At 60.2% G+C, this 13,434-nt stretch carries 10 protein-coding genes; 3 read left to right on the top strand and 7 right to left on the bottom strand.

The features are described 5' to 3' along the window. Positions 1-215: 215 nt before the first annotated feature. The 4 genes from ACRQ5Q_RS06145 to ACRQ5Q_RS06130 all read right to left on the bottom strand — a co-directional run bounded on the left by ACRQ5Q_RS06145 (position 216) and on the right by ACRQ5Q_RS06130 (position 4,364). The gene (locus ACRQ5Q_RS06145; RefSeq protein ID WP_439396497.1) at positions 216-1,181 is read right to left on the bottom strand and encodes an ATP-grasp domain-containing protein; all 966 of its coding nucleotides are present in this window, start codon (positions 1,179-1,181) and stop codon (positions 216-218) included. A 62-nt stretch (positions 1,182-1,243) separates the two neighbouring features. Further along, positions 1,244-1,495 (bottom strand): hypothetical protein, encoded by a 252-nt coding sequence (locus ACRQ5Q_RS06140; RefSeq protein WP_439370878.1) that lies wholly within the window; start codon positions 1,493-1,495, stop codon positions 1,244-1,246. A 393-nt stretch (positions 1,496-1,888) separates the two neighbouring features. Beyond that, a protein-coding gene (locus ACRQ5Q_RS06135) for an IS630 family transposase (protein ID WP_439368321.1) occupies positions 1,889-2,837 on the bottom strand; the annotation gives its coding sequence in 2 pieces (ribosomal slippage) (positions 1,889-2,500 and positions 2,502-2,837; 948 coding nt in all). 978 nt (positions 2,838-3,815) lie between these two features. Next, a complete protein-coding gene (locus tag ACRQ5Q_RS06130; RefSeq protein WP_439396496.1) occupies positions 3,816-4,364 on the bottom strand; it encodes a tetratricopeptide repeat protein in 549 nt (182 codons plus the stop codon). Between the two features lie 142 nt (positions 4,365-4,506). Between ACRQ5Q_RS06130 and istA the strand changes: the two genes are divergently transcribed. After that, the gene (gene istA, locus ACRQ5Q_RS06125; RefSeq protein ID WP_439392910.1) at positions 4,507-6,045 is read left to right on the top strand and encodes an IS21 family transposase; all 1,539 of its coding nucleotides are present in this window, start codon (positions 4,507-4,509) and stop codon (positions 6,043-6,045) included. Between the two features lie 15 nt (positions 6,046-6,060). Then, positions 6,061-6,804: an IS21-like element helper ATPase IstB gene (gene istB, locus ACRQ5Q_RS06120; RefSeq protein ID WP_439392912.1), complete on the top strand. Its 744-nt coding sequence runs from the start codon at positions 6,061-6,063 to the stop codon at positions 6,802-6,804. Positions 6,805-7,089: 285 nt separating this feature from the next. Here the strand turns inward: istB and ACRQ5Q_RS06115 are convergent, their stop codons facing one another. From ACRQ5Q_RS06115 to ACRQ5Q_RS06105, 3 genes are all read right to left on the bottom strand, one after another. Next, on the bottom strand, positions 7,090-8,349 hold the full coding sequence (locus ACRQ5Q_RS06115) for an adenylate/guanylate cyclase domain-containing protein (RefSeq protein WP_439396494.1): 1,260 nt from the start codon (positions 8,347-8,349) through the stop codon (positions 7,090-7,092). 8 nt (positions 8,350-8,357) lie between these two features. Further along, positions 8,358-10,124 carry an adenylate/guanylate cyclase domain-containing protein gene (locus ACRQ5Q_RS06110; protein WP_439396492.1) on the bottom strand — a complete coding sequence of 589 codons (1,767 nt, stop codon included), beginning with the start codon at positions 10,122-10,124 and terminating at the stop codon, positions 8,358-8,360. A gap of 308 nt (positions 10,125-10,432) precedes the next feature. Continuing rightward, complete coding sequence (locus tag ACRQ5Q_RS06105; RefSeq protein ID WP_439396490.1) at positions 10,433-12,250, bottom strand: DEAD/DEAH box helicase; 1,818 nt, start codon at positions 12,248-12,250, stop codon at positions 10,433-10,435. A gap of 437 nt (positions 12,251-12,687) precedes the next feature. Here ACRQ5Q_RS06105 and ACRQ5Q_RS06100 point away from each other — a divergent pair, with 437 nt between their 5' ends. Continuing rightward, positions 12,688-13,359, top strand: coding sequence for a recombinase family protein (locus ACRQ5Q_RS06100; RefSeq protein ID WP_439396489.1), 672 nt, complete (start codon positions 12,688-12,690; stop codon positions 13,357-13,359). The last annotated feature ends 75 nt before the right edge of the window (positions 13,360-13,434 follow it).

Genomic DNA, 13,434 nt, shown 5'->3' with positions numbered 1-13,434 from the left:
CGCGCGGCGCAGAGGCAACGGCGCTCTGTGGCTCATTTTGCGCCGGAGTGAGTGCAAGTTGCGCCGGAGCAAATGCAAGGCGGTTCACTCGATCACGTCATCAGCGGTGACGCTGCGGCGCGCAACCTACCACGATCTGTTTTCAGACGACGGGGCTACCCGCTCGGTGGCGGATCACTCAGGCGGTCTCCGTCGTATGGGTACGTCGTACGAGCCTAACGCTGCCGAGACCTCACATCTTGCTTCGCCTGGTCGACAAGGAAGGCGGCGAAGATATCGGCGAGAGGCAGGTCGCACAGGGCCTCCACGAAGAGAAACTGTCCTTGCGGGTTGACCTCGAGGAACACGGGCTCATCGTCGTCGGTCAACTTCACGTCGAAGATCCCCATGACCAAACCGAGCTCGTGGAGGGTGTCGCGCAACCTTTGTTCGAGGTGCCTCTCGAGCGGGTAAGGACTGAAGGGCACATTGAGATCAAACCGCCAGTCCAGTGCCTCGGCCTCGATGAGCGCACCATCACAGCGCTCGCCAAGGACGGAGATGCGCAGGTGGCGCGTGCCTGGGATGCACTCCTGGTAGATCGACGCCGTCAGGGCCAGGGTTTCCTCGTTGTCGAGCAGCTCCTGGCTGACGACTGCTGTCGACGCCAGTTCGACGCCACGCGGCGTCGCGACGGGCTTGATGATCGCCCCCGGATGCGCCGCACAAAAGCGGCGAATGTGCACTGGATCTTGACTGACGAGCGTGGCTGGGATCCGGAGACCGGCGCGCTTTGCGGCATGTAGCTGCACCAGCTTGTTCTCCGCCAAGCGGGTGGCAAGAGGATGACTGACCCAGTGCCCTTGAAAGGCGTTCAGGAGTATGCCCTCGAGGACTCTCTCGGTGCCACGAAAGATAGGCAGCTCATAGGCAGCGTCAGTGTGCTCGGGCAGCAACTGTTTCACGGTCGTGCGCCGGTACCACAGCGTGTTCAGCGTCCTGACGTCGACGGTCTGCCCATCCATGGTCGGGAGAAGGGCTGGTGCGTCACTGTCCGACGACCACTCCAGGCGCCCGCGGAGTACAAGCTCGTCGCTTGGGATCAGGCAGCACCAGACTCCATGCTGCTCTCCGATCTTCTTCTTGATCAGATGGCCATGTGGATCGTCACCGTACGTTATGATCCCAATCCGTGGTTCCATGGTGGCTCTTCTCCTATGGAAGTCGTCCCCGGCTTTCCGGACTGGTCCAGAAAGCCGGATCGTTAGGCTGCGCAGTCGTCAGCCTGCATGACATCCGCCCATCCGGCCGAACCCGAAAAGGTCGTGTGACCACCGGAACCGTCAGGCCCATCGATTGTCAGTCGTGATCCGGTTGCGTGGCGGACCTGGCTCAGTCCTCCGGCTACCTCGAGGAGGTGGCTCTCGAAGAGTTCGAGCCGTTCGGGCTTCTGGGCGTCAAACTTAACGCCGTCTAGTTGCTTCTGAAAGAATACTGCTGGAATGACTTTGGGCATCACTATTCTCCATGGTTGGTACTCAGGCAGGCATTTTTGCTAGCCTGTCGCGAGAATAGGCCACCGTTTCAGTTTCACCGTGATGCGCATCACGCGCCAACGGCCGCGGCACAGCATCACAAGCCGGAACGGGCGGGTTTGCGTATCGGGACAGCGTCTTCTCACACCGAAGACAGCGTTCTCCAACTCTCCTTCAGGCCCCGTCACCCGGGGCGGGGTTCTGTTTTTGTCGGGTCCGTGGGCGTGCCGGCTACCCCACCTCTAGTCTCCGGACTTCGCGGCTTTCTGCCGCGCTTTTCGCCCGTTCCAGACATTCACTCCTGAACAAGGGGACATCCGGAAGATTACTTCCGATAACATCTTTTCTCGGAAGCTATCAGCCACTAGAGCGTTTCACATTTTGATTGAAGCATAACCGGCGCTGGCGAAGTAGTTGGCGCATTCGCGAGGCTGGATGTCTTGGACGAGGTGACCGATATGGCGCCAAGTCTCCTCGATTGAGCGCTTCTGAGCTTGCCGCATCCAGTGTTTGATCTTGGAGAAGGCCTGTTCGATTGGGTTGAGGTCGGGCGAGTATGGCGGCAGGTACCAGAGTCTGGCGCCAGCAGCCTTGATCATTTGCCTGACGGCTTTCGACTTATGGCTTCCGAGATTGTCGAGAATGACGATGTCGCCTTCACGCAGGGTTGGCAGGAGAATGTGCTTTACGTAACCACGGAAGCATTCACCGTTGATCGGGCCATCGAAGACGCAGGGTGCCGTGAGTTGGTCATGGCGGAGCGCGCCGAGGAATGTGAGGGTACGCCAGTGACCGTGCGGAGCGAAGCCGCGCAGGCGCGCCCCTTTGGGTCCCCAGCCTCGCAAAGGGGCCATGTTGGTCTTGATCCAGGTCTCATCGATGAAGACGAGCCGGCCCGGATCGAGCCCGGCCTGCCAGGCTCGCCAACGCAAGCGCCTACGAGAGACGTCGGCGCGAGCCTGTTCGAGGGCGAACAGTGTTTTTTTTGAACCGCAGCCCTTCCCGGCGCAGGAACAGCCAGACCGCATTGTGTGAGACCTTGACCCCACGGGCTGCCAGTTCCGCCTTCAGACCATGCAGCGTCAGGTGCGGCGTCTGAGTGATCCGCTCGACGATGAAGGCGCGGTGCGGATCAAGCACAGGCTTGCGGTGACCACCCATCTTGCCAGGCGCTACCGAGCCGGTCGTTCGATAACGCTGTGACCACTTCACAACTGACGAGACAGCAACGCCAAACCGTTCCGCCACAGATCGGCAGCTCTCACCTTTGGCAACAGCGGATACCGCACGCTTACGCAAATCGTTGGAAATTGGTCGGACCATCGGATGCTGGCCTCCAGCCCAGCCAGCATCTTGAATCATATTCGTCCCAGACCCGGAATCCCTTCCGATTCAATAAATCCGTGAACCGCTCTAGCTAAACCGGCCAATGAGTAGCGGATTTCTATCAACGCTTGGCGGACTATCGTTTTCGTTCTGATGGCGTTGATCCCGGACTTCGACCGGGACCAGACTGGGTCTCCCCCACGATAGGACGAGAAACTCTAGCGGCCCCAAACTGCTTCGCCACTGCCGTTGCCCCCGCTATCCACAGCCCCGTGCGTGCAGCAGGTTGACAATCGAATTGATTCGGCACGTCGGCAATGTAGCCTCGCGTCTTGGGAATGCGCGTATGAGTGGGGGAAGTCCATGGACAGCATCGAGCGAGCCTTTGTCCTCGTCGCATTGACCGGCTTTGACGTCATGGTCGCCGGGATTACTTGCCTTCTTCTAATCTCTTGAAACGGCGCAGCCCGCCAGCCTGAACCGGCCGGCCTCCCCGTGCTGCATCAGTTCAGATTGCCAGAGGCGGCATGAGTTGGCAGTTGGCCTGCAAACGCTTCCGAGGCAACCAGGTCCGCTCGCATCACGTAATAGCGACTGTGTCTGGCCGCGCCACGGTTCTGGGGATTGCGAATTGCGAATGAAGCGGCGTGGGCGAGCCATCGCTCGCGAGGAAGCTGAGCCTTCTGAGCAGCGGGGTGCGTACCGCAGCGCCTTGTGCCCTCAAAAAAGTCTATACACGGTCGCTCCGTGGTCGGTGGACCATTACCCGTTGCGCGCGGCAGATCAGTTATTGATTTTCTGGCGCTCCCTAGGGGAGACGAAGGGCAACGGATGAAGGCACTGAAAATCAAGAACAAATCAGCCTTGCTGCAAGCTGATTGCTACCACTCCCTGCTACCACCTTCAAGCCGATAGCCGCCGCCGAGGTTCACAGGGCAGCGTGCTCGCCACAGGGGACGAGGGGATACACCGGGCTCATTCGGGCAACCCCGCTTTCCGAAGCCCCTCAATCGTCAGCTTCACGTGTGATTGTCTGCGCCGACCCATCCTCGCGGATATTGTGAAGGCGGGATCGACCTGAAGCAGACGAGCCGCCGCCACACGCACCTCCGCGTCACGTCCGAGATGGGCGAATGCAGCCGCGAGAACGCGGTAAGCTGGCGCAAAGGAGGGGATCTGACGCAGGGCTTTCTTCCCCACGGCGATGGCCTCGTCAAACCGACGAAGCTCAATAAAGGCCACCCCCATCCCAAGAAACACCAGGGGTAGCAGCGGGTCCACCGGGCTCATACGAATGGCACGTTCAAAGCTCCGGATCGCTTCCTCCGGCAGCTCCGCAATTTGATAGACCCAGCCTCTGTAACTCCATGCGTTAAATGAATTGGGGTTGAGCGCGACTGCCCGGTCAGCCATTTCGGTCTCACTCTCACAATCGCCGACCATGAATGCCGAGATTACGGCCGCCAAAGCTTGCGCGTTCCAGCCGATCGTGATCACCGATTCCAGGCCATCGTGATCACCCATTCCAGAGCATCGTGATCACCGTTTCCAGCCGATCGTGATCGCTATTTCCAGCGATCATGATCGGGGACAACCAGGAGGCGCCCACCGCTGACAGTCTGCAACCGGGGTAGCTCGGTCTTTTGCCCAACCGCAGAGGATCGAGATGCCGACAGAGAGACTGTCCATGCGCCACATTCGCGAAGTTCTACGCCTGCACTACAGCGTCGGCATGTCGCAACGCGCCGTTGCCCGCAGCCTCGGTCTGGCCCAGGGCACGGTCAGTAAGTACGTCAACCGAGCCCGCCGCGCCGGTCTGACCTGGCCGTTGCCAACGGAGCTCGATGACGACGTCCAGCTCGAGAACCGCCTGTTTCCGCCGCCTTCCGATCGGCCCAGCGACGAGCGTCCGCATCCGGACTGGGCGCTCGTGCATCGCGAGCTGCGGCGCCCGAACGTCACGCTGATGCTGTTGTGGGAGGAGTATTGCGACGCAAACTCCGACAGCTTCAGCTATGCGTGGTTCTGCGAACGCTATAAGGAATGGGCCGGCCGCCTCAAGCCGACCCTGCGCCAGGTCCATGTCGCCGGCGAGAAGCTGTTCGTCGACTATTCCGGCCACACCATGGAGGTAGTTGACGGGCTCACCGGTGAGGTGCGCAGCGCGCAGATCTTCGTCGCCGTGCTCGGCGCCTCGAACTACACCTACGCCGAGGCCAGCCTCACCCAGAGCCTGCCGGACTGGATCGCCTCGCACGTGCGGGCCTTTGCCTTTTTCGGCGGTGTGGCCCGGCAGACGGTGAGCGACAATTTGAAGGCCGGCATCACCCGGGCCTGCTTTCACGAGCCGATGGTCAACCGGACCTATGCCGATCTCGCCCGCCATTACCGCACCGCCATCGTCCCGGCGCGGCCGTATCGGCCGCGCGACAAAGCCAAGGTCGAGGTCGGGGTCCAAATCGTCGGGCGATGGATTCTGGCGCGTCTGCGCAACCGCCGCTTCTTCTCGCTCGCCGCCCTCAACGAGGCGATCCACAGCCTCCTTGTCGAGCTGAACGATCGACCTCTCCGGAGCTGGGGGCGAAGTCGGCGCGATCTGTTCGAAGAGTTCGATCATCAGGCGCTCACCCCCTTGCCGGATGAACCGTACGAGTATGCCGAGTGGAAGCGCTGCCGGGTCAACCTCGATTATCACGTCGAGATCGCCAAGCATTACTACAGCGTCCCTCACAACCTCTTGCATCAGGAGGTCGAGGCTCGCATCACCCAAAAGACCGTCGAGATCTTCCTCCGTGGCAAGCGCGTGGCCTCGCATCTGCGCAGCACCTTGCCGCATCGCCCGACCACGATTGCCGAGCATATGCCGAGTTCGCATCGCCGCTATCGTGACTGGACCCATGAGCGTATTCGTTCCGAAGCCGCCAAGGTCGGCCCCGACGCCGACACCCTGATCGACGTCATCCTGCGGTCGCGGCCGCATCCGGAACAGGGCTTCCGCTCCGCGATCGGCATTCTCGGGCTGGTCAAGCGCTACGGCCAGGAACGCGTCGACGCCGCCTGCGCCCGGGCCCTGCTGCTCAACGCCCGCTCGTACAAAACGGTCGCCGCCATCCTCAAGAACGGCACCGACAGAACCGCGCCTCCCGCCGAGGAGGCGCCCATCCTCTTCCACGCCAACATCCGTGGCCGCAGCTACTACAATTGATCAGGAGAGATCAGCATGCTTATTCACCCCACCGTCGATCGCTTGCGCGCCCTCGGCCTCGCCGCCATGGCCGATACCCTCACTGAACTGCAGAACAACCCCGAGGCGGCCGAGATGCCGCACGCCGATTGGCTCGGCCTCCTCGTCGATCGCGAGGTCACCGCCCGCGACAACCGCCGCCTCACGCGCCGCTTGACCAGTGCCAAGCTCCGGCAAGCCGCCGCCATTGAGAACGTCGACTATCGCACCGCTCGCGGCCTTGACCGTTCGCTCTTCCAAACCCTCGCCACCTGCCAATGGATCCGTGAGGCCAACCACCTGGTCATCGTCGGCCCAACCGGCACCGGCAAGTCCTGGCTTGCCTGTGCGCTCGGCAACAAGGCCTGCCGCGACGGCTTCTCCGTCCTCTACAAGCGAACATCCCGCCTGTTCGCCGATCTCGCCCAGGCGCGCGGCGAAGGCCGTCTGGCGCGCCTGATCGCCGCGCTCGAGCGCGTCAATCTCCTCATCCTTGACGACTGGGGACCCGAACCGCTCACCGCCGACCAGCGCCGCGATCTGCTCGAGATTGTCGATGATCGCTACGACAAGGGATCCTTGTTGATCACAAGTCAGGTCCCCGTGTCGCAATGGCACGACGTCATTGCCGATCCCACCCTTGGCGATGCGATATTGGACCGCATCATTCACAATGCGCACCGCCTCGAGCTCAAAGGCGACAGTCTACGGCGTCAGGCTGGCGAAAAGAAAAAACCGTGAGCACCTCGCGCACGATCGCCCCGCCGGCCCACAGGCCCCTCCCGCGCGCGTCGCTCCGTCGCTCATGGGGGCACTCCGCGCCGCGCACGGGGCCCTCCCATGGACCGCCGGAACGATCTCCGAACCAACCCGCCAGCCTTGACCAGGAGACCATTTCCAGCACACATAAACCCGTCAGTCGTGTTCGCCTCCGCATCTGATCACGATCGCTGGAATCCGTGATCACCATCGCCTGGAACACCTGATCACCATCCCTGGAATGCGCACAAAGCTAACGTTTCCGGATCACCATCGTCGATGCTCAATGCTAGACGAAGGAGCCGAACTGCTTCCTTGCGGTCCAATTGAGGATCGATGGAAAAGCCCCAAAGGACGTTGTTCATGTGACAGACACCTGCCAGAGCCGCGACAAAGGCGAACCGCGGGTCTAGCGCGATGAGCCAGCCTTATCGTCTCGGCCAGCCCTTCGCGGGTCGTTAGGTAAGATTGCTGCCTAGCTCGAAGATAAAGATCATATACGGTGAGGCCCTCTGGCCGCCGCCGCGCCGCCATTGCAATCTCTGTTTGAAGCAATTTTGGCTGGAGGGCGGAGACCACCGCGACCGTGACTTCGTCCTGCAGAGCGAAAACATCCGTCAGGTCACGCTCAAACCTGTCCGCCCAAATGTGTGCGCCCGTCACTGCATCAATCAACTGCCCCGTGATGCGAACTTTCTGCGACGCCTTGCGTACCGACCCCTCAAGGACGTAGCGCACGCCGAGCCTGCGTCCGACTTCCTTGATATCGACGGCTTTGCCTTTGAACGTGAAGCTCGAATTGCGGGCGATCACGAACAGCCATTTGAACCGCGAGAGCGCTGTGATTATTTCCTCGACCATCCCGTCCGCAAAATATTCCTGCTCGGGATCGCCGGACATGTTCTCGAACGGCAGTACGGCGATGGAGGGCTTGTCGGGCAACCGAGGCGGGCTCTCAATCTCCGCAACACGCGCAGGGGCAGCCTCTCGCGTTTCACTCGGCGTACCCACCCGATAGGCTCTGACTGGCTCTAGGATGTTCTTCACCTGCTGATCGCCCAAGTCCGCGAAGGTCATCGGCAAGACCTTGCGCAGCTGGTCGTACGTGGCCCCGGAGATACACACGCCTCCCGGCTTCGCCAATGCCTGTAGCCGTGCCGCAATGTTCACGCCGTCTCCGAACAGGTCTCCAGCCCGGACCATCACGTCGCCGATGTGTACTCCAATACGGAAGCTGATACGGCGGTCCGGTGCGATGGTGGAGTTCTCGTCGGCCAAAGCGGTCTGTGCCTCCACCGCGGACTGCACGGCCTCAACGGCGCTCCCGAACTCGGCAAGTACACTATCGCCCGCCGTGTTCGCTATGCGGCCCCTGTGTTCCCCAATGATCCTGTCGAGGATCGCGCGCCGTTCGGTCAGCCCCTTGAGCGTGCCGACCTCGTCAGCACCCATGAGGCGGCTGTAGCCTTCGACATCCGCTGCGAAGACTGCGACGAGCTTACGGCTGACTGCGATAGGGTCTGACATGACAAAGGCTATCCTTCCGGAACCCCGGCCAATCGCATTCCCTCAATGAGGCGTTTGTTTCCCGGTCCACTAGTGCGGAACCGGTGAAGGGTGAAGTCCGGATCCAGCGCAAGTCCTGCTTGTACCACGGTGCGCGCCTGCTCTAGTTCGCCAAGCCGCGCCAGTTCAGCCCCGAGAAAGAAATGCGCAATCGAATAGTTTCGATTTGCATCGAGGCCCCGACGCATCCAACTGACTGCTTCGGCATCGGCACCGAGCTGCGCCTTAGCCAAGCCGACGTATATCAGCCATTCAGGAACAAAGGTGTCGCGAGGAGAAAGGCGGAATGCCTCGTTGACGTGAGCTTCGGTTTCTTCGCCTCGACCAAGAAAAAGCTTCGCGAGGCCGATAAGAGCATGAGCGCGGGCTAAATTGCGGTCCAGCGCTAAAGCCTGCTCGAATTCTGCGATGCTCTGAGCTGCGCGTTTCGTAAATATTTGCACGGAGCCCAAAATCGCGTGAGCCGAAGCGTGGTTCGGTGCGAGGAATAACACTTTGGTTATGGTTGTCTCTGCCGCAGCAAGCTGCGCTGACCGGTCGTCTGTCATCAAGGAAGCGCCGAGGTTCTGATCGACCCGCGCCAAACCGACCATGGCCTCGATATTTTCGGGATCGAGCGCCAAGGCCTGCTCGAAAAAGCGCCGCGCTTGCGTCATGTAATCGGGGATTAGCCCCCTGTTGAAGCAGCTTCTACCCTGGAAAACCAAATCCATCGCGTCTGGATGCACTAAATGCTTCGCTCGCAGCGCCTCGGCGGCAACGAGTTCGGCATCGAGTGCGTTGGCGAGCCTCGATACGATTTCATCCTGCATGTCAAAGAGATCGGCGACAGGCTTGTCAAAGCGTTCGGCCCAGAGGTGGTTGCCTGTGGCGGCGTCAACCAACTGCACGTTCACGCGAAGGCGGTTGCCGCTTCGCTGCAATGAACCTTCAAGCACATAACGGACGTTCAGCTCACGTCCTAGCTTCTTTACATCCAAGGCTTTGCCTTTGAACGTGAACGCGGTGTTTCGCGCAATCACAAACGCACCACTGATGCGCGATAGGTCCGTTGTCAGGCTCTCGGTCACCCCGTCCGCAAAGTACTCTTGTTCGGGATCGCCACCGATGTTTGCGAACGGCAGAACCACTAGGGACAAGCGGGGCGCTGAAGATGGATTGGGTGTCGTGCTGCCGCCCTTTGTCACCGGGCCAGCGCCATCCCGACCTGCGGCATATACCCTCACCGGGCAAGCAATGTTTTTGAGGTTCTGCTCGCCCAGATCGGCGAACTCAACCCCGACCTTGCCTCGAACCTGGTCGTAGACAGAAGACGAGATGCAGATGCCACCGGGTTCTGAGATGCTCTCAAGCCGCGCTGCAATATTAACGCCGTCTCCAAAGATGTCATGAGGCTCGACGATTACGTCACCGATATTGACGCCCACGCGGAAAACGATCCGCCGGTCTTCCGCCTCAGCTGTCGTTAGTTCCTTGATGCGGGTCTGGAATTGCATGGCAGCTCGAACCGCCTCGACAGCGCTCGGAAACTCGGCCAAGAACCCATCGCCTGTGCTCTTGACAATCCGGCCTCCGTGCTCCGCGATTGCAGGCTCGATGGCGTCCTTTAGGAGGGCGGTGTAGCGTGCATGCGTAGCCTCTTCGTCGAGGCCCATGAGCCGCGAGTAGCCCGCCACGTCAGCGGCTACTATTGCAGCCAGCCTGCGTCCGACATGACCTGGTTGGTCTTGCTCCATCGCCAAACCATGTCCTTTGCGCGGCATTTTGCAAAGGGTGCAATCGGGAAGCAAGGGTTTGTGGCGCCCAAGGCACACGATGTGGCTCAGTAATCTTTTGCCCGACTGCTCTAGCCGATCCGGTCAATACTCCGTCGTGGCAAGAGCGGCACCAATACGGGTAGGTAATGAAACGCCCCCGAGGGGAGACGAACGGCACGCTAGCAAAACACTGAAACAACACGACAATCAGCTTAGCTGCTTCGAGATTGCTACCTCAATCAGCGTTCGGCCACTGTGTGGCGCTCGGCAAAGTCGGGGCTCTAAGGCTACGCGATCAGCCGTTGTACCAGCGCCGACTTGCTTGAGTACGTCAGAAGCGCCTCGTGGGTGGCTCGAGTAACTCCAACATACGTCAGTCGAACGCATTCCTCGAGCGGTTCCCCGTGGCGGCCGAGAAAGCCCAGCCCTGCGATAGCTACGCAAGGAAACTCGAGCCCTTTCGCGCTATGCATGCTCAAGAACCGGACCGCTACACGCTTCGTCGAAACTCTGTTCCTGTTGTTCTTGGCTATGTCGATCGGCACTTGATGCTTGACGAGTACCTGAGCGACCCGCTCCCCGATCCAATGCTCCGGATAAACGCAGGCCATCTGCGGCCACTCGTAGCCCGCCTTTTTCCGTCCGAGAAACCATTCTGCAATGCAGTGAGCTTCTGCATCAATGCTCACACACTGCCGCACTTCTGGCGTAAGTCCCTGCCGACCAGCGTCTTCGGGCAGTAGGATAGCGTTCTCATCATCGGCTATTGTACCCGGAGCGCCGATCACGTCCGCAGCGAAGCGTCGGGCGAATGCGAGGATTTGGGCAGTGTTGCGGTAATTGACCTTTAGCACGGTCGTTCGGCCCTGCGCATCAATGCCAAGTTGCCTCCACACCGGGCGCTCACGTCCCTTGTAAATGGCTTGTATATCGTCATAGACGACCATCAGCGCTTTCGTGCGGGGGTTTACCATCCTCGCCGCGAGTGCGAGCCATTGCGGTTCGAAGTCGTGGGCCTCGTCGATGAGGACAGCGTCGTATTGCTCCGTTGGGATATGTCCCTGATCAACAGCCTTTAGCACCTCTGAAACGCTCGCCGCCAATCGCTCTGCGTAATCCGGATAGTCTCGCTCGGATGGAGCAGAAATCCCATAAGTCCGGAGCATCCGGTAACACCACGCATGGAAGGTGAGGACCTGAACCCGGTTCTCTACGCCTCGGGCTTGCATCACATCCTCAATTCGCCCTGCAATGCCATTGGCGTAACATAAGACGAGCACTGGCTTTGTTGCCGCACGCGCCTGATACTCAGCTCGAAAGGCAAGGATCAGCGTCTTACCCGATCCAGCGACGCCGCGAATGATCCGATGCCCTTCTCCCAAGCTGCGCGCAATCTGTTCCTGATGCAGGTCCATAACTGCAAGTGTCCGGTCGGATTGATCGGGCACCACGGCTTCGTCCAGAGGCAGAGCAATTTGCCGTATGCGAATTTCGGGAAATAGCAGCGCACGCAGCCGGTCGAACTGCGGCATCGAAAGGGGGTCTCCGAGGCGCGGATAGACCATTCGCCACAATCTGGATCGAAACTCTTCAGGGTCAGTGCCCTCCGTCATTTCATCCTTGAATACGCATAGATGTTCGACGAACACCTCCTTGAGATTGGTCTGATCGAACTGCCTCCGCGTGATATTCGTGAATACGGCTCCAAACCCGAACGGAAGAAGGGATCGGCCCATGAAGCGATGACCTGGCGGAAAGAGTAATTGCCCATCCCGCTCCAGCGTCCGCACTACATCAAGTGTATACTTGCGAGCTTGCTCGAGAGGATTGCTCTCCCGCACCAGTCCTCGACTAGTCAGCAGCTCGACCTTTGTCTTGTCTGCCGAAGCTATCGTCTCAAGACGCCAGTCCTTCACCTCAAGCACCAGGAGGCCATTCGCCGGATGAGCGATGATGAAGTCGGGATGGCGGCCGCGTGGGCCTGTCGGGAGGTTATGCCAAACTACAGCGTTGTCTTCGAGGAAGTCCTTAAGACGCTCCGCTAGACGCAACTCACCGCGGCTGTCGAAGCGCGCGTAGCCAAGGCTAGGGATCAGGGTCGCCATTCAACTTCCGAAAAGTTGAAAACCCGTTCAGCGGCTATTGCAACGTCGAGACGCTTTTGATCGATGCGCACCGGCTTGCCCTTCGCAAATCACCCGTTTGGTGCAGTAGACGATAGAATTGACGTTAGTTGTACATTTGCCCACGGAGGAACGGACAGGCTTTGCAGCCTCCTCTGTACTACCGCCCGCCGCCAGCCCGCCGCGGCTCTCAGTATCCGAGCGTCACTACTGGCTGCAACGAGGCGCGGTCTTGCGAGAGTGAGCCAGTAACTTGCTAGTTTATGCCAATTCCAGCAGCGCCGTCTTTGGATGTTCGTCGTCGAGGCCGCGCGTGTGATGTTTCTTCTATACGAGGAATTGGTTTATAACATCTTCTTGTATAAAATCTAATTGGTCGATAAGGTTCTTTACAGACCAGCCTCTGGAGGACCTCCGACGTGTCCACGACCCCTCTCATCACCTACATCCGCGTCAGCACCACCAGCCAAGGCCGCTCTGGCTTGGGCATTGAGGCGCAGCGACAAGGCCTCGCCCACTTCGCTGCTGCTGAAGGATACGAGGTGGCCCGCGAGTTCGTGGAAGTCGAGACTGGCAAGGGAGCCGATGCACTGGACCGCAGACCTCAGCTCAAGGCTGCACTGGCGGCTGCACGGAAGCTCAGGTGTCACGTGGGTGTGGCCAAGCTCGACCGCTTGAGCCGCGACGTGCACTTCATCTCGGGCCTGATGGCCCACAAGGTGCCCTTCGTGGTCGCCGAACTAGGGCCAGACGTAGACCCGTTCGTGCTGCACCTCTTCGCCGCACTGGCCGAGAAGGAACGCGCCCTCATCTCTACGCGCACCCGGCAAGCCCTATCGGCCGCCAAGGCTCGCGGGGTCACGTTAGGCAACCCAATGCTCCACCTGGCCCGCAAGGGAGCCGTTGAAGCCGTGAAGGCCGAGGCGGACCGTTATGCGGCTAACGTGCTGCCCGTCATTCGAGAGGCACAGAAGGCCGGTGCGAGCACGCTCAGGCAGCTAGCCGATGCGTTGAATGCGCGCGGTATCCCCACGGCACGAGGTGGCCAGTGGTACGCCCAGAGCGTCGCGAACATTCTCGAACGAGCTTGAGACGCACGGGATAAGTGCGAAGCCTTGGAAAACTTTGGGTCCCATCTCGACACCGGGCCCCTGCGAGCGCGGACC

It is taken from the genome of Bradyrhizobium sp. PMVTL-01, assembly GCF_051861855.1.
GTDB lineage: Bacteria > Pseudomonadota > Alphaproteobacteria > Rhizobiales > Xanthobacteraceae > Bradyrhizobium.
Note: the sequence above shows the minus strand (reverse complement) of the source record. Positions and strands in the feature narration are given on the sequence as shown.

Coding starts and splice junctions, on each gene's coding strand:
- ACRQ5Q_RS06115 (WP_439396494.1), bottom strand. CDS start 8,349: ATGTCAGACCCTATCGCAGTCAGCCGTAAGCTCGTCGCAGTCTTCGCA.
- ACRQ5Q_RS06130 (WP_439396496.1), bottom strand. CDS start 4,364: ATGGGTGATCACGATGGCCTGGAATCGGTGATCACGATCGGCTGGAAC.
- ACRQ5Q_RS06145 (WP_439396497.1), bottom strand. CDS start 1,181: ATGGAACCACGGATTGGGATCATAACGTACGGTGACGATCCACATGGC.
- istA (WP_439392910.1), top strand. CDS start 4,507: ATGCCGACAGAGAGACTGTCCATGCGCCACATTCGCGAAGTTCTACGC.
- ACRQ5Q_RS06140 (WP_439370878.1), bottom strand. CDS start 1,495: ATGCCCAAAGTCATTCCAGCAGTATTCTTTCAGAAGCAACTAGACGGC.
- ACRQ5Q_RS06105 (WP_439396490.1), bottom strand. CDS start 12,250: ATGGCGACCCTGATCCCTAGCCTTGGCTACGCGCGCTTCGACAGCCGC.
- ACRQ5Q_RS06110 (WP_439396492.1), bottom strand. CDS start 10,124: ATGGAGCAAGACCAACCAGGTCATGTCGGACGCAGGCTGGCTGCAATA.
- istB (WP_439392912.1), top strand. CDS start 6,061: ATGCTTATTCACCCCACCGTCGATCGCTTGCGCGCCCTCGGCCTCGCC.